The organism is Pseudomonas sp. B21-047, from assembly GCF_024748775.1.
GTDB lineage: Bacteria > Pseudomonadota > Gammaproteobacteria > Pseudomonadales > Pseudomonadaceae > Aquipseudomonas > Aquipseudomonas capeferrum.
This window is the reverse complement of the sequence record NZ_CP087169.1, coordinates 5,262,420-5,276,900: the sequence shown is the minus strand read 5'-3', so window position 1 is coordinate 5,276,900 and position 14,481 is coordinate 5,262,420. Positions and strand designations below refer to the sequence as shown.

General features: G+C 62.8%; 14 protein-coding genes. 5 read left to right on the top strand and 9 right to left on the bottom strand.

Annotated elements, in window-relative coordinates:
• Positions 1-92: 92 nt before the first annotated feature.
• From LOY26_RS23885 to LOY26_RS23875, 3 genes are all read left to right on the top strand, one after another.
• A complete protein-coding gene (locus tag LOY26_RS23885; RefSeq protein WP_186663536.1) occupies positions 93-782 on the top strand; it encodes a hypothetical protein in 690 nt (229 codons plus the stop codon).
• A gap of 63 nt (positions 783-845) precedes the next feature.
• Entirely contained in the window at positions 846-1,526 is a 681-nt protein-coding gene (locus tag LOY26_RS23880) for a hypothetical protein (protein WP_186652699.1), read from the top strand.
• Positions 1,513-2,136 carry a hypothetical protein gene (locus tag LOY26_RS23875; protein ID WP_186663538.1) on the top strand — a complete coding sequence of 208 codons (624 nt, stop codon included), beginning with the start codon at positions 1,513-1,515 and terminating at the stop codon, positions 2,134-2,136. The genes LOY26_RS23880 and LOY26_RS23875 overlap by 14 nt, the downstream gene beginning before the upstream one ends.
• On the opposite strand, the gene LOY26_RS23870 is transcribed toward LOY26_RS23875, so the two are convergent.
• The 9 genes from LOY26_RS23870 to LOY26_RS23830 all read right to left on the bottom strand — a co-directional run bounded on the left by LOY26_RS23870 (position 2,133) and on the right by LOY26_RS23830 (position 13,259).
• The gene (locus LOY26_RS23870; protein WP_033701739.1) at positions 2,133-2,729 is read right to left on the bottom strand and encodes a MarC family protein; all 597 of its coding nucleotides are present in this window, start codon (positions 2,727-2,729) and stop codon (positions 2,133-2,135) included. The two genes, LOY26_RS23875 and LOY26_RS23870, sit on opposite strands and share 4 nt — an antisense overlap.
• A 53-nt stretch (positions 2,730-2,782) precedes the next feature.
• The gene (locus LOY26_RS23865; protein ID WP_186663539.1) at positions 2,783-5,554 is read right to left on the bottom strand and encodes a hybrid sensor histidine kinase/response regulator; all 2,772 of its coding nucleotides are present in this window, start codon (positions 5,552-5,554) and stop codon (positions 2,783-2,785) included.
• A 135-nt stretch (positions 5,555-5,689) separates the two neighbouring features.
• A complete protein-coding gene (gene purD, locus LOY26_RS23860; RefSeq protein ID WP_033701736.1) occupies positions 5,690-6,985 on the bottom strand; it encodes a phosphoribosylamine--glycine ligase in 1,296 nt (431 codons plus the stop codon).
• 99 nt (positions 6,986-7,084) lie between these two features.
• Entirely contained in the window at positions 7,085-8,692 is a 1,608-nt protein-coding gene (purH, locus tag LOY26_RS23855; RefSeq protein WP_186652694.1) for a bifunctional phosphoribosylaminoimidazolecarboxamide formyltransferase/IMP cyclohydrolase, read from the bottom strand.
• Positions 8,693-8,771: 79 nt separating this feature from the next.
• On the bottom strand, positions 8,772-9,092 hold the full coding sequence (fis, locus tag LOY26_RS23850; protein ID WP_012274390.1) for a DNA-binding transcriptional regulator Fis: 321 nt from the start codon (positions 9,090-9,092) through the stop codon (positions 8,772-8,774).
• Complete coding sequence (gene dusB / locus LOY26_RS23845; protein WP_033701734.1) at positions 9,089-10,102, bottom strand: tRNA dihydrouridine synthase DusB; 1,014 nt, start codon at positions 10,100-10,102, stop codon at positions 9,089-9,091. Before dusB ends, fis begins: the two co-directional genes overlap by 4 nt.
• A gap of 227 nt (positions 10,103-10,329) precedes the next feature.
• Positions 10,330-11,685 carry a DUF3426 domain-containing protein gene (locus LOY26_RS23840; RefSeq protein WP_258714182.1) on the bottom strand — a complete coding sequence of 452 codons (1,356 nt, stop codon included), beginning with the start codon at positions 11,683-11,685 and terminating at the stop codon, positions 10,330-10,332.
• Positions 11,686-11,725: 40 nt separating this feature from the next.
• The gene (prmA, locus tag LOY26_RS23835) at positions 11,726-12,604 is read right to left on the bottom strand and encodes a 50S ribosomal protein L11 methyltransferase (RefSeq protein WP_033701732.1); all 879 of its coding nucleotides are present in this window, start codon (positions 12,602-12,604) and stop codon (positions 11,726-11,728) included.
• 199 nt (positions 12,605-12,803) lie between these two features.
• Positions 12,804-13,259 carry a MaoC family dehydratase gene (locus tag LOY26_RS23830; RefSeq protein ID WP_033701730.1) on the bottom strand — a complete coding sequence of 152 codons (456 nt, stop codon included), beginning with the start codon at positions 13,257-13,259 and terminating at the stop codon, positions 12,804-12,806.
• A 143-nt stretch (positions 13,260-13,402) separates the two neighbouring features.
• On the opposite strand from LOY26_RS23830, the gene LOY26_RS23825 reads away from it, so the two are divergent.
• A complete protein-coding gene (locus tag LOY26_RS23825; protein WP_033701729.1) occupies positions 13,403-13,765 on the top strand; it encodes a CidA/LrgA family protein in 363 nt (120 codons plus the stop codon).
• The gene (locus LOY26_RS23820; RefSeq protein ID WP_033701728.1) at positions 13,762-14,478 is read left to right on the top strand and encodes an LrgB family protein; all 717 of its coding nucleotides are present in this window, start codon (positions 13,762-13,764) and stop codon (positions 14,476-14,478) included. Before LOY26_RS23825 ends, LOY26_RS23820 begins: the two co-directional genes overlap by 4 nt.
• Positions 14,479-14,481 lie beyond the last annotated feature (3 nt).

Below are 14,481 nucleotides of genomic sequence, written 5' to 3'. Positions count from 1 at the left end.
AGGGAACCTGTTCATGCCTGTTACCCGGCCCTTTGCAGCATAGGGTGAAGGCCCCTCGACGATACCCGTCGGGGCCTTCAAGGACCCTGCAAATGACCGATGAAAACACTATCAATGGCGATAGCATCGCCGTTGTCGAGCAATCGCTGCTCGCGCTCAGCGCAGGCATGTCGGTGCAAAGCCGGCGCGATGCCAAGACAACGTTCCAGTTTGCCTCTCGTGTAGCGTCCAAGCTGCATGATCGCGATGGCGAATCCGAAGCCTGGTTCAACAAGTTCGTGGAGGTGATGCGCACCTTGGGTTGGACGGTGGGTAAACGCTCCTACGAGCGCGACTATGACCAAAGCCGATCGCTGACGTTGGGGCCGATTGCTTTCAAAGTCGCCAGCGCCGCAGGCCAGGCCTTGCTCGGCGGCCCCCTGGGCGCGGCCATGGCCAAGCTGGCGGGCAATGCCCTTTCGGCACTGGGTAACATCGAGGAAGCCCAGCAGATCTACAAGCAAAACCTCAAAGGCCACCCTGTCTCGACCACGGGGCTGGCGGCCTGCATCGAAACGCCTGAAGGCGAACTGTTCATGCTGGTGAATGCCTTCAGTGCCTCGCCGAGTGAAAACGACCTGAATACCACCGTGTTCGAATGGAAGAGTTCGAGCAAGGAGCGCTATTGCGGTTCGGTTGTGCTCAGTCTCAACGAAGTGGTCTACACCGACGAGGTGCGGGCAACGACCGAGCAGAAGCTGATCGACAAGGCGGTCAAGGCTGTCAGCGAATTTGAAATCTGACAGCGGAGCGGGGCTTTCAGGCCCCGTTTTTCTTCTCATGTGATTGAACATCGAGGTATTGCGATGAGTAAGGATGCCTATTCCTTATGGCTCGTTGGCGGCACGGCTTTGTTGGTCGCAGAAGTGGCATTGCCGTCTCGGCAATATGCACTGGACTCGTTGCTGTTTGCACAGTTGCGTTCGGACAAACTGAATGGCTCACGCTTTGCCGATTATGCACGCTGGTACAGCGGTTACCGTGAAGCGTTGGAAGCGCGTGGGTGGGTCATCCCAGGCAGTCGCAGTGATTATCAGCCCTTGCAGGGCAGCGTCCCGCTGACTCAGCGTCTTACCGATGAATTGCAGGCCCGTCATCCGGGGCTCACGCCCTATTTGCAGGCAGCCATCGCCAGGCTGTCTCAGAAAGAGGTGCAGCAGTACCTGCGGCCTTTCACCCTGGACGAGCACGGTCAGGCAACCCATGTGGTCTACGAGCTGGGGGTGATGCTGCCAGGCCCTTCCCTGGATCTGTGTGGGTTGGCCTTGACCACTGCCACGCCTGCCACCCAGATCCACCCTGGCGCGGTATTGGCGTCGTCACCCACCGATAAGGTCGATCTGCGCACTACCCTCGCAACCCTGGGCGAGCAACTGACCGAAGTTGACCGTGAAAGCCTGCACGTGCTGCTTGAGCGCAAGCAGTACGCAGAACGCATCAGGAACTTGGGCGTGCTGAACCCGGAGGGCAGCCATGCAAACCTATGAAGCCGCAGTGGTCGGTGCCAGCCTGGTCTCTTTCATCCCCGGTATCAGCTTAGGACAGCGCAAGGCCGTCAAGCTCGCCGCACTGTGGGCTGAGACTGTGACGTTGCAGGATATGGCCAAAGAGACTGCCCAGGAACAGTATCAGTACTACCGCAAGAAGTTGATGTACCTGGGGTGGGACGCGAAGTCGGCTGAAGAAGTGCATTGGCCGGACCCTGAGCGGCCGAAAATCGTTGATCAGGCGCTGAGCAAGATCGACGCCATCGCCGGGGTTCGGCATTCCAGCCATATGGCACTGGCGCTTGAGGCACTGAAGAAGAACAGCAAGCCGTTGCTGCATTTTGAAGCGCGCAGTATGGATAGGGCGCAGTTTCAGCTTCTGTCCTGCGCGCCGGTGAGTGGTAGCTACGTGGACATCGTGGTGTATCACGAGGCCGGCAAAACCGCAGCGTTCACGGCAGGATTTGTGTTTCGTGAGCGCCGCGACATGCGCGTGAACGCAGAGCTGGTGCGGTTCAATACACGTCTGTTCGACCAGGAACGCCGCAGTGCGGTTGAGCGTGCGTTGGTGAGCATCGCGCTGAAGGAAATCCATGAAATGGAGGTCTAGAGCACGAGGTAACCCTTGATCCCGGTAAAGATGATCTGCGCCGCCAGGGCACAGACGAACAGCCCCATCAGGCGGCTGACGATCTGCAGGCCCTGGTCGCCGAGCAGCCGCTCGATGCCGTGCGACAGGTACAGCACCAGGCCCACGGTAAAGCTGGCCAGCGCGATACTGACGATGGCCAGCAGCTTGTCGTCCCAGTGCGGCTGGCCCACGCCCATCACCAGCAGCGCACCGATGGTGCCGGGGCCGACGGTCAGCGGGATGGTCAGCGGCACGATGGTCACATCCTGCTGCACGTTGTCGGCTTGCACGGCGGGTTTGCCCTGGGCCATGCCCAGCGCAGAGATGAACAGCACACTGCCGGCGCCGATGCGGAAGGCGTCGGCGGTGATGCCGAAAATACCGAAGATCGCCCGCCCGAACAGGTACAGCAGTATGCTGGCGACCAGTGCGGCGAAGGCCACCTTCCAGGCCAGTTGCTTGCGTTCCTTGCTGGAGTGGCCGCGGGTCAGGCTGATGAAGCAGGACAGCACGAAGAACGGGCTGTAGAGCACGAGCATCTTCAGGTAGACGCTAAACAACTCATGGAGCATGGGCGTTGATCCTCGGCTGCGGTGCAGGCCTGTTGGCACTTCATCGGCATGGGTTACGGGATAGGCGCAGGGTCCGTCTTGGCTTCCCGGTGATTCGCCCAATACTGGATCAGCTCGCGCAACTGCGACAGCTCCACCGGCTTGGCCATGTGCCCATCCATGCCCGCCAGCTTGGCGCGCTCCTTGTGCTCGGCAAGGATATGCGCAGTCAGCGCCACCACCGGCGTGCGCTGGCGCTGCTGCGCGGCTTCCCACGCGCGCAGTTGCTGGGTCGCCGAGAAACCGTCCAGCACAGGCATCTCGCAGTCCATCAGCACCAGGTCATAGCGTTGCGCTTTCATCGCTTGCAACGCCTCTTCACCGTTGCAGGCCGTGTCCGGCTCAAGGTTGAGCTTGCCGAGCATGCCACGGATGACCTTGGTGGAAATACTGTTGTCCTCGGCGACCAGCACGCGGAAGTCGCTGGGCAGGTCCAGTGCTTGCGGGGTACCGGGCAGGCTGGCGGGCACCGCTTGCTCACGGCCGCGTTGGGCCAGCTCTTCAGCCAGCGTGGTCTTGAGTGTATAGCCCGCCACCGGTTTGGCGAGAATCCGCTTGACCCCGGCATTGCGCGCGATGACCTTGCTCGGCGCATTGCTGATGCCGGTGAGCATCACCACCAGGATGTCGTGGTTGAGGCTGGGGTCTTCCTTGATCTTGGCCGCCAGCTGCATACCGGTCATGCCGGGCATGTTCTGGTCCAGCAGCACGGCATCGAAGTAATCACGCAAGTGGGCCTTGGTGCGCAGCAACGCCAGCGCCTCCTTGCCTGACGGCACCGCGCTGACATTCATGCCCCAGGCGCTGCACTGCTGTACCAGCACCTTGCGGCAGGTGTCGTTGTCGTCCACCACCAGTACCCGAGCGTCGCGCAGCGGGCCGTCGAGGTCGGCGGGTGGCTGTTCAAGGCGCGAAGGGTCCAGCGGCAGGGTCAGCCACAGGGTGTTGCCCATGCCGCTGCTGCTCTTGATGCCGAATTCGCCCTGCATCAGGCCGATCAACTGCTTGGCGATGACCAGCCCGAGGTGGCCGCCCAGCTTGTTGCTGGAGAGGAAGTGGTGGCTGTGCAGCTCGGCTTGCAGCAGCGCTTCGCGCTCGGCGGCGGGCAACGGTTCGCCGCTGTCTTGCACGGCAATGCGCAAACGCGGGGTCGCGCCGCGCTGGTCGAGCGCCACCACCAGCAGGATCTCGCCCTGGTCGGTGTTTTTAAGAGCATTTTCCAGCAGGCTCGACAGCGCCTGGCGCAAGCGTGTCGGGTCGCCACTGATCACCCGTGGCACTTGCGGCTGGGTAAAGCTGATCAGCTCGATGTTCTGCTGCTCGGCCTTGGCCCGGAAGATGTTCAGGCAGTCCTCGATCAGGGCGTTGAGGTCGAACTGCACATCGTCCAGCTCGATCTGCCGTGACTCCAGCTTGGAGATGTCGAGAATCTCGTTGATCAGCGTCAGCAACTCGTTGCCGGCACTATGGATGGTTTGCACATAGTCGCGCTGCTTGACCGACAACGGCGTGCCGAGCAGCAGCTCGGTCATGCCCAGCACGCCGTTCATGGGCGTACGGATTTCGTGGCTGATCTTGGCCAGGAACTCGGCCTTGGCGTTGATCTCGGCATCGCTGGCGGCCAGTGCACGGCTGGCGCTGAAGCGCTCTTCGCTCATGCGCCGCAGGCGTTCGCTGACCGCCAGGTTCAGCAGCAGGCCGCTGATGACGGTCAGGCCCATGAGCACGCACAGCAGCCAGGGCGTGGAGGTGCGGGTCAGGCCCAGCAGCGCCGGCAGCAGTACCAGCCCGCCAAGGTTGTAGACCACCATGGCGAGGCTGAACAGACGGGCTGGCGCATAGCCCTTGTACCAGTGGAAGGTGCTGACCAGCAGCATGCTGACGCTGCCCAGGGCCAGCAGCGCATAGGTCATCAGGTTGAGCGGCAAGGTGTCGACGAACAGCAGCACCAGGCCACTGACTGCTGCCACCAGCATCTCGCCTTGCAGCAGGCGGTTCAGCCGCGGCGAATTGCGCGGCGAGAAGAAATGCAGGGTGAAATACAGCCCGGCCAGGCCCGCGAGCACCAGGGTGAGGTAGGCAGCGGGCGTTTGCGCACTGTGCCACACATGCCACCAGGGGCCGCTGAGGTTGAGCAGGATCAACCCGCTGAGCAACATCAGCCCGTGGTACAGGGCCAGAATCAGGGTAGTGCTGGAGCGGCTATAGAGGAAGCGGATCAGGTTGTGCAGGATCAGCATCACCAGGCCGCCAAAGAGCATGCCGAACAACAGTGGCCGGCTTTGGTCCGAGGCAGCCACGGCGGCGGGCTCCAGGCTGATCGCCGGGCGCAGTTGATGCTCTGAAACCAGGCGCAGGTAGATGTCCAGCGGCTGCTTGCTGTTGGGCAGGGGCAGTACATGGTCGCTGCCGCGCAGGGTCGGGCTGGCATTGCCGGCCTGGCGCCCGTGGTGCAGCTGACGGAGTAATTTGTCGCCCTCGAGGGCGTAGAGGTCCAGGCCAGACAGGTCTGGCGCGAAGACCCGCAGCAGTTGCTCCTGATCGCCGGGTTCCAAGCGATAGTGCAGCCACAGGGCTTGTTCTGCGGGGGCAGCGTCCAGGTCAGCGAGCAGCAGGGGGCTGAACTGGTTGCGGTAGCGGTCGGAGCGCACGTCGCTCAATTGCAGGTTGGCCTGTTCGTCGAGCAGCACGGACCAGCCTCCGCCTTCTTCGGCCGAAGCCGGGAGCAGGCAGAGCAAGGTCAGCAAGCTGACGATCAGAGCTGTGGCAATCCGAAGCCGACGCACTACGAAATCCCTTCTTAGCCGATGTGCCGGATACTAACTATGCGCGGCGCGCCAAGTCGAAGGCAAGGCCCACACAGGGCCCTGTCGACGAGCCGAAGGCCGTGGGCGCAAGGCGTCACGGCGCTTCGGTAAAGGTTACTGCTGGTGTTCACCGCGCTCGCGGGCGATGGCCCGGTAGCCAATGTCGGTGCGGTAGAAGCTGCCGTCCCATTTGACCTGCTCTGCCAGGCGGTAGGCCTGCTGCTGAGCGGCTTCGACAGTCTCGCCCAGGGCGGTCGCGCAGAGCACACGGCCGCCGGCGGTCACCACCTGGCCATCTTTGAGGGTGGTGCCAGCGTGGAACACCTTGCCTTCGAGCTTGGCAGCCGCGTCCAGGCCGCTGATTGCGTCACCCTTGGCGTAGTCGCCCGGGTAGCCGCCGGCGGCCAGTACTACGCCCAGGCTCGGCCGTGGGTTCCACTGCGCTTCGACCTTGTCCAGCGCCTTGGCGAAAGCGGCCTCGATCAGCAGCACCAGGCTCGATTCCAGGCGCAGCATGACGGGCTGGGTTTCCGGGTCGCCGAAGCGGCAGTTGAACTCGATGACCTTGGGGTTGCCCGCCTTGTCGATCATCAGGCCCGCGTAGAGGAAGCCGGTGTAGACGTTGCCTTCCTCGGCCATACCGCGCACGGTCGGCCAGATGACCTGGTCCATCACGCGCTGGTGCACGTCGGCGGTGACGACCGGGGCAGGGGAGTAAGCGCCCATGCCGCCGGTGTTCGGGCCGGTGTCGGCGTCGCCGACGCGCTTGTGGTCCTGGCTGGTGGCCATTGGCAGCACGTTGTGGCCGTCGACCATGACGATGAAGCTGGCTTCCTCGCCGTCCAGGAACTCTTCGATCACCACACGCGAGCCAGCGTCGCCAAAGGCGTTGCCAGCCAGCATGTCACGCACGGCGTCTTCGGCTTCCTGCAGGGTCATGGCGACGATCACGCCTTTGCCCGCAGCCAGGCCGTCGGCCTTGATCACGATCGGCGCACCCTTTTCCTGCAGGTAGGCCAGGGCTGGCTCGATTTCGGTGAAGTTCTGGTAGTCGGCGGTCGGGATCTTGTGACGCGCCAGGAAATCCTTGGTGAAGGCCTTGGAGCCTTCCAGCTGGGCCGCGCCCTTGGTGGGGCCGAAGCAGTCCAGGCCACGGCTGCGGAACAGGTCGACCACACCGATGACCAGTGGCGCTTCCGGGCCGACGATGGTCAGGTCGACGTTCTTCTCGGCGAAGTCGGCCAGTTGCTCCAGGGCGCACACGTCGATGGCAACGTTCTCGCACTTGGCTTCAATGGCGGTGCCAGCGTTGCCTGGGGCAACGAAGACTTTCTCGACGCGTGGGTCCTGGGCAACTTTCCAGGCCAGGGCGTGCTCACGGCCGCCGCTGCCGATGATCAAAACTTTCATGTCAAAACCTCGAATTCTTTCGGGCGTAAGGCAAAGCCTCACGCTGTACGAGGTCGCAATGAAGCAGATGCCTGCTTCAGTGCGGCCGATTGCCGTAAATCAGTGGCGGAAGTGGCGCATACCGGTGAAGACCATGGCGATACCGGCTTCATCAGCGGCAGCAATCACCTCGGCATCGCGCATCGAGCCACCTGGCTGGATCACGGCGCTGATACCCACTTTTGCTGCATTGTCGATGCCGTCACGGAACGGGAAGAACGCATCCGATGCCATGACCGCGCCTTGTACCTGCAGGCCAGCATGCTCGGCCTTGATTGCAGCAATGCGGGCGGAGTTGACGCGGCTCATCTGGCCGGCGCCGACGCCGATGGTCTGGCGCTGCTTGGCGTAGACGATGGCGTTGGACTTGACGAACTTGGCCACTTTCCAGGCGAACACCAAGTCATGGACTTCTTGCTCGGTCGGTGCGCGTTTGGTGACGATTTTCAGGTCATCGGCGGTGATCATGCCGATGTCGCGGCTCTGTACCAACAAACCACCGTTGACCCGCTTGAAGTCCCAGCCGGCAGCACGCTCGGCAGGCCACTCGCCGCACTCCAGCAGGCGTACGTTCTGCTTGGCAGCCACCACGTCGCGGGCGGCCTGGGAAATTTTCGGGGCGATGATCACTTCGACGAACTGGCGCTCGACGATGGCCTTGGCGGTTTCGCCGTCCAGCTCGCGGTTGAAGGCGATGATGCCGCCAAACGCCGACTCGGTGTCGGTGGCGTAGGCCAGGTCATAGGCCTTGCGGATGCCGCCTTCTGCTTCCGGTACCACGGCCACGCCGCACGGGTTGGCGTGCTTGACGATGACGCAGGCCGGCTTGACGAAGCTCTTCACGCACTCCAGTGCGGCGTCGGTGTCGGCCACGTTGTTGAACGACAGCTCTTTGCCTTGCAGCTGGATGGCGGAGGAGATGCTCGCCTCACCCTTGCGCGCTTCGACATAGAACGCCGCGCTCTGGTGCGGGTTCTCGCCGTAGCGCATTTCCTGAGCCTTGACGAACTGGCTGTTGAAGGTGCGCGGGAATTCGCTGCGGTCGGACGTCGACAGGGTTTCTTTGGCCTGGTCGATGGTGCCCATGTAGTTGGCGATCATGCCGTCGTAGGCAGCAGTGTGCTCGAAGGCCTTGAGCATCAGGTCGAAGCGCTGGGCGTAGGTCAGGCCACCGGCTTTCAGGCCGTCGAGGACGCTGGCGTAGTCGCTGGCGTTGACCACGATGGCGACATCCTTGTGGTTCTTGGCGGCCGAGCGGACCATGGTCGGGCCACCGATGTCGATGTTCTCGATGGCGGTCGGCAGGTCGCAGCCTGGCTTGGAGATGGTCGCTTCGAAGGGGTACAGGTTGACGGCGACCAGGTCGATCGGCTTGATGCCGTGCTCGTTCATGATGGCGTCGTCGACGCCGCGACGGCCCAGAATGCCGCCATGGATTTTCGGGTGCAGGGTCTTGACCCGGCCATCCATCATTTCGGCGAAGCCGGTGTAGTCGGCCACTTCCACCGCGTTCACGCCGTTATCCTTGAGCAGCTTGTAGGTGCCGCCGGTGGACAGGATCTCGACACCGAGCTGCTGCAGCTCACGGGCGAATTCGAGGATACCGGTCTTGTCGGAGACGCTGATCAGGGCGCGGCGGATCGGCAGGCGGGTAGTCTGGTCGGTCATTTCGGATTCCATAACGCGGTGGAGTCAGCAAAAAAGGCGTCCCTTTGCAGGAGCCGCCTTTTCTGATTGGGATTCTGGCTTACAACAAGTCGTACTGCTTGAGCTTCTTGCGCAGGGTGCCTCGGTTGAGCCCGAGCATCTCGCTGGCCTTGGTCTGGTTGCCCTTCACGTAGTTCATCACGCTTTCAAGCAGGGGCGCCTCGACTTCGGAGAGCACCAGGTTGTACACGTCCGTGACGGTCGCGCCTTCCAGGTGGGCGAAGTAGTTGTGCAGCGCCTTCTCGACGCTGTCGCGAAGGGTCTGGCCCTCTTCGCTCGGCGTGTTGAGGTGCTGTTTCAGGTTGGCGTTGTCGCTCACGGGCGTTGTTCCACTCACAAATGTCTCGGTCATCATCGTCATGCGGCCACCCCTTGTCCGTCCTCTGTCTCAAGGCTCTGTCGACGTTCACTGAAAAACGCGCGAACGTTGGCGCACTGCGCTTGTGTGTCTTCCAAAGCATTGAACCGGGAGCGAAACTCCTTGCCGCCGGGTCGTGTCGCCAGGTACCAGCCAACGTGCTTGCGGGCAATACGTACGCCCATCACATCGCCATAGAAGGCATGCAGCGCGGCCAGGTGCTCCAGCAGGATGCGTTCCACTTCGTCCAGCTGCGGGGCTGGCAAGTGTTCGCCAGTACGCAGGTAATGCTCGATCTCGCGAAAGATCCATGGCCGCCCCTGGGCGGCGCGGCCGATCAACAGGCCATCGACGCCAGTGGCGTCCAGTACCGCCCGGGCCTTTTCTGGCGAAGTGATATCGCCGTTGGCAAATACCGGGATAGACACCGCCTGCTTGATGGCAGCGATGGTGTCGTATTCTGCTTCGCCTGTGTACAGGTCGGCGCGTGTGCGGCCATGCACCGCCAGCGCCTGGATACCGGCCTGCTCGGCGATCTTCGCCACATTCAGGCCGTTTTTGTTCGCCCGATCCCAGCCAGTGCGGATCTTCAGCGTCACCGGGACGTCCACGGCGCCTACCACGGCGTGGAGAATCTCGCTGACCAAGGCTTCATCTCTCAATAAAGCAGAGCCTGCAGCTTTGTTGCAGACTTTTTTTGCCGGGCAGCCCATGTTGATATCGATGATCTGGGCACCCGCTTGTACGTTGGCCTTTGCCGCCGCCGCCATCATCTGTGCGTCACCACCGGCGATCTGTACCGAGCGTGGCTCGGGATCACCTTCGTGGATGCGGCGCAGGCTCGACTTGCGGCTGTTCCACAGGTTCATGTCGCTGGACACCATCTCCGATACCACCATGCCTGCGCCAAGGCGCTTGCAAAGTGTTCGGAAAGGCTGGTCCGTGACCCCGGCCATGGGGGCGAGGATCAGGTTGTTGCGCAGTGTGTATGGGCCGATGCGTACCGCCGACATAGGTGATCCCTGTTGTGGGGCCGAATCTTGGAGTTCGAAAAAGGGTGGGCATGATACCCGCTCTCGGTGACCGGATAAAGATGGATTTGGATAAAATCTGAACAGTTGTCGGCTTATGACTTTGAGCTTCAAGCCGCAAGCCGCAAGCAGCAAGCTTCAAGCGGCAAGACAAAAGCGGGCGCGGTCTGGGCCTCTTGTCTTGTAGCTTGCGGCTAGCCGCTTGTCGCTTATTCCGGCGAGCGGAAGCTGAGGCTGTAGTTCACGGCCTTGGGGCCCGGGTCGAGGATGTCCAGGGCGATGTGGATCGGGGTCTGGCTGGGCATTTCGCCACGCCCGGCCAGTTCGCCGGAGAGGTACTCGCTCGGTTTGAAGCGCCGGCTGGCGATCAATTGGCCATTGAGGTCGGCGAAACGCAGCTCCAGCAGCGGGAACGGCTGGGCGAAGGGCGCGCGGTTGTAGATGATCGCATCGACGATCAGCGCACCCTTGAAGTCCGGATGGCTGCGCACCACCAGGTTGCTGCTCTTGATGCGGGCGATGTCGACGCGGGTCGGCACCTTGCAGCCCAATACCGGGCACAACTGCTGGAAGATCGGCCGGTACTGGTCTTGGCGGGCCATTTCGTCGAAGTGGAACCAGACGTACTGGAACGCCAGCAGGCCGGCGGCCAGCAGCGTCAGGCAGCCCCACAGCAGGCGCTTGCCCCAGTTCGGCTGGGGTTTTTCCCAGCCCAGTTGCAGCGGGTCGTCGACCACGTCGACCAGCGGCTCCTTGCGCGGCGCACGCTCGGGTCTGCTGGACAGGCCTGGCTCCAGGCGTTCGCCGGGCAGCGGCGCGTCAGGGTCGTCGTGATGGGCCGACAGGTGCAGGTCCAGTTCGTCGTCGTCGCGGGCGCTCAGGCCCTTTTTCGGGGCGGCATCATCGCTGGCGGCGAAGTGCTCGCTGACGAACGCATGGTGCTCGTCGGCCTCGATGTCCCGGCGTACAGGCGGCTCATCGTCGATGTCCAGGTCCAGATGGCCGCCCAGGGTAGGCTCGGTGCGATCGCCCGGGGCCGGCTCCAGGTCCAGAGGTTCCTGTTCCAGCAGCACCGGTGCAGGCGCGGGCGCCTGCTGCGGTTCGAAGCGGTCGTCGGTGGCGTTGCCGAACAGGGCGTCGGCATGCGTGTCCGGCTGATGCTCGTCACGGCGGGCCTGCAAGCCGTTGTCCGGCTTGACCGGGCGAGCGGCGGCAGGGTCGCCGCGACGTTCAAGGCGGGCAAGCTCCTGGTCCAGGTCCAGTTCATCCAGGGCCTGGGCGGTGACCGCCCAGTCTTCCTCGATGGCCGCTGGGCGCTCGCTGATGGGCGGATCGGGCGTAACCGCAGGCGCGGCAACCGGTTCGGCAGGCGCAGTCGGTGCTGGCGGCACCACGGGGGTGCTGGCGGCATCGGTACGGTTCTGCTCCAGCAGTTGCTTTGCGGCGTTGAACACCTGCAGGCAATGGCCGCAACGCACCACCCCGCGCGCCACACTCAACTGGTGATGGGTGACGCGAAAGCTGGTCTGGCAATGCGGGCACTGGGTGACGAAACTGTCGGTCATGCGGCGATCCGGGGTTGTACAGAGGTTATTCTAGGCCCGCTTAACGGCGGCGACCACTGATGCGCACCCAACCATCGCGTACGGCGATCGGGTCCAGCTCGAAGTCGGCGGCGTAGGCAGCGGCCACTTCCTCGCCTTGTTCGGCAAGGATGCCCGACAGTGCCAGCAGGCCGCCAGGGCGAACCAGGCCAGACAACTGTGGCGCCAGCGAGACCAGCGGGCCGGCCAGGATGTTGGCGACCAGTACGTCGGCTTGCATGGCCGGCATGTGCTCGGGCAGGTACAGGGGGAACTGTGCGTCAGCGATGCCGTTGCGCCCGGCGTTGTCGCGCGAGGCTTCCAGCGCCTGCACGTCGATGTCGGTGCCGACCGCTTCGCGGGCGCCCAGCAGCAGCGCCGCGATGGCCAGAATCCCCGACCCGCAGCCGAAGTCCAGCACGTGGGTGCCTTCGAGTTGCTGGCCGTCGAGCCATTCCAGGCACAGGGCGGTGGTCGGGTGCGTGCCGGTGCCAAACGCCAGGCCCGGGTCGAGCAGCAGGTTGACTGCGTCCTTCTCCGGGGCTTCGTGCCAGCTTGGCACGATCCACAGGCGGCGGCCGAAGCGCATCGGCTGGAAGTTGTCCATCCAGCTGCGCTCCCAGTCCTGGTCTTCGATCACTTCTGCCTGATGCTCGGGCAGCTCGGCGCCGGTCAGCAGGCGGACGTGGGCGAACACCTGCTCGGGTTCGGCATCGGCCTCGAACAGGGCCAGCAAATGGGTGTGCGACCACAGGGGCGTGGTGTTGAGGTCGGGTTCGAAGATCGGTTGGTCTTCTGCGTCCACGAACGTGACCGAGACGGCGCCGACTTCAAGCAGCGCGTCTTCGTAGGTTTCGGCTTGTTCCGGGCTGATGGCCAGGCGTACTTGCAGCCAGGGCATGGCGGGCACCTTTGGTAAATCGACAGGGGCAGCCCGAGGCTGCGCGAAGGCTGGCAGTTTACGCGAGTGCGCAGGGTTTGTAGAGAAGACCAGGCGCGGACCCTGTAGGAGCGGCCTTGTGTCGCGAAAGGGCCGCAGAGCGGCCCCGGCGATGGCCGAGCAAGCACCAGGCAGTTGCTCCCACAGTTTATCGTGGTACCTAGACGAAACAGAGCGAAAGCGACTCAGCTATATAGGCAGGCTTGTCTTCATTCTCGATTTCCAACGTTGCAATCGCCTTGAGCAACCATTGCCCCGGCTTCTTCTCCACCACTTCAGCCAGGTCCACCTTCAGCCGCACCTTGCTGTTGACCTTGACCGGCTGGATGAACCGTACGCTGTCCAACCCATAGTTCACCACCATCTTCAGCCCTTGCGGCAGGACCAGGATGTCCTCCATCAATGTCGGGATCAGCGACAGCGTCAGAAAACCATGGGCAATGGTGCCGCCAAAGGGTGTTTTCGCCGCCTTTTCCGGGTCGACATGAATGAACTGGAAATCGCCTGTGGCCTCGGCAAACAGGTTGATGCGCTGCTGGTCGATCGTCAGCCATTCGGAACGTCCGAGTTCCTTGCCAACGTACTGCGAAAGCTCTGTAACCGGTACATAAGGCATCGCGACTCTCCAGGTTGTCATTTGGTACGAAAGTGCAAGATCAGCACGGCGAACCGTTTCAGTCAAGTTATGCGTTTTTCGGCGAATATCGGCTTATAGCTGCGGCGTGCTTATAATGGCCGCCAAGCCCGAGGGAGATGCTTATGCTGTTGCGTGGTTTGACCTGGCTGGTGTTGTTCCAGCTGTTGGGTACGGCGATCAATCACCTGTTTGTGCCGTTTTTACCGGGGCCGATCATCGGCTTGCTGTTGCTGCTGGCCTTTCTGATGGCCCGGGGTGAGGTGGGTAAGCCGCTCAACGAGGCTGCCGGCAGCCTGCTGCGTTACCTGCCTCTGTTGCTGGTGCCTCCGGCGGTGGGGGTGATGGTGTATGCCAAGGATATTGCTGCCGACTTTTGGGCGATTGCCGGTGCGCTGTTCATTTCGTGCCTGCTGACCTTGGTATTCGTCGGCGTGCTGATGCAAAAGCTCATCCATCGCCAGGGCAAGCGCGAGGAGCAGCCATGATGTTCGACTGGCAAGGCGCGCTCGACGCAGTCATCCACCACCCCTTGTTTGGTATCGGCATTACCCTCGGGGCTTACCAGGTGGTGCTCGCGGCGTACGAGAAGACCCGCTGGATCTTCCTGCAGCCGGTGCTGGTTTCGATGCTGCTGGTGATCGGGGTGCTGCTCGTGTGTGGCATCGACTACAGCGAGTACCGCAAAAGCACCGAGATCATGAACACGCTACTGGGGCCTGCCACCGTGGCTCTGGCTGTGCCGCTCTATCTCAACCTGCGGCGGATCCGCCAACTGTTCTGGCCGACATTTACTACGCTGGTAGTCGGGGGCCTGTTCGCCACCGTCTGCTGCCTGCTGCTGGGCTGGTGGTTCGGTGCCGAGCACATGATCCTGATGACCATGGCGCCAAAATCGGTGACTTCGCCGATCGCCATGCTGGTGGCTGAGCAGATCGGCGGCGTGGCCGCACTGGCTGCGGTGTTCGTGTTGATCACCGGTGTGATTGGCGCAATCTTCGGCCCAGCGCTGCTGACCCGGCTGGGTGTGCACAGCCCCGAAGCGCGTGGCATGTCGCTGGGCGTTACCGCGCACGCGGTGGGCACTTCGGTAGCCTTGCAGGAAAGTGACGAATGCGGCGCTTTTGCCGCGCTGGCGATGAGCCTGATGGGGGTGGCCACGGCGGTGTTCCTGCCGCTGGCGGTCAGCCTGGTGGCTTGAGGA

Bases quoted from the DNA above. Each gene is read 5' to 3' on its own strand.
- purH (WP_186652694.1), bottom strand. From the start codon at position 8,692: ATGACCGACCAGACTACCCGCCTGCCGATCCGCCGCGCCCTGATCAGC.
- LOY26_RS23830 (WP_033701730.1), bottom strand. From the start codon at position 13,259: ATGCCTTATGTACCGGTTACAGAGCTTTCGCAGTACGTTGGCAAGGAA.
- fis (WP_012274390.1), bottom strand. From the start codon at position 9,092: ATGACGATGATGACCGAGACATTTGTGAGTGGAACAACGCCCGTGAGC.
- LOY26_RS23825 (WP_033701729.1), top strand. From the start codon at position 13,403: ATGCTGTTGCGTGGTTTGACCTGGCTGGTGTTGTTCCAGCTGTTGGGT.
- LOY26_RS23840 (WP_258714182.1), bottom strand. From the start codon at position 11,685: ATGACCGACAGTTTCGTCACCCAGTGCCCGCATTGCCAGACCAGCTTT.
- LOY26_RS23820 (WP_033701728.1), top strand. From the start codon at position 13,762: ATGATGTTCGACTGGCAAGGCGCGCTCGACGCAGTCATCCACCACCCC.
- LOY26_RS23875 (WP_186663538.1), top strand. From the start codon at position 1,513: ATGCAAACCTATGAAGCCGCAGTGGTCGGTGCCAGCCTGGTCTCTTTC.
- purD (WP_033701736.1), bottom strand. From the start codon at position 6,985: ATGAAAGTTTTGATCATCGGCAGCGGCGGCCGTGAGCACGCCCTGGCC.
- LOY26_RS23870 (WP_033701739.1), bottom strand. From the start codon at position 2,729: ATGCTCCATGAGTTGTTTAGCGTCTACCTGAAGATGCTCGTGCTCTAC.
- LOY26_RS23880 (WP_186652699.1), top strand. From the start codon at position 846: ATGAGTAAGGATGCCTATTCCTTATGGCTCGTTGGCGGCACGGCTTTG.
- prmA (WP_033701732.1), bottom strand. From the start codon at position 12,604: ATGCCCTGGCTGCAAGTACGCCTGGCCATCAGCCCGGAACAAGCCGAA.
- dusB (WP_033701734.1), bottom strand. From the start codon at position 10,102: ATGTCGGCGGTACGCATCGGCCCATACACACTGCGCAACAACCTGATC.
- LOY26_RS23885 (WP_186663536.1), top strand. From the start codon at position 93: ATGACCGATGAAAACACTATCAATGGCGATAGCATCGCCGTTGTCGAG.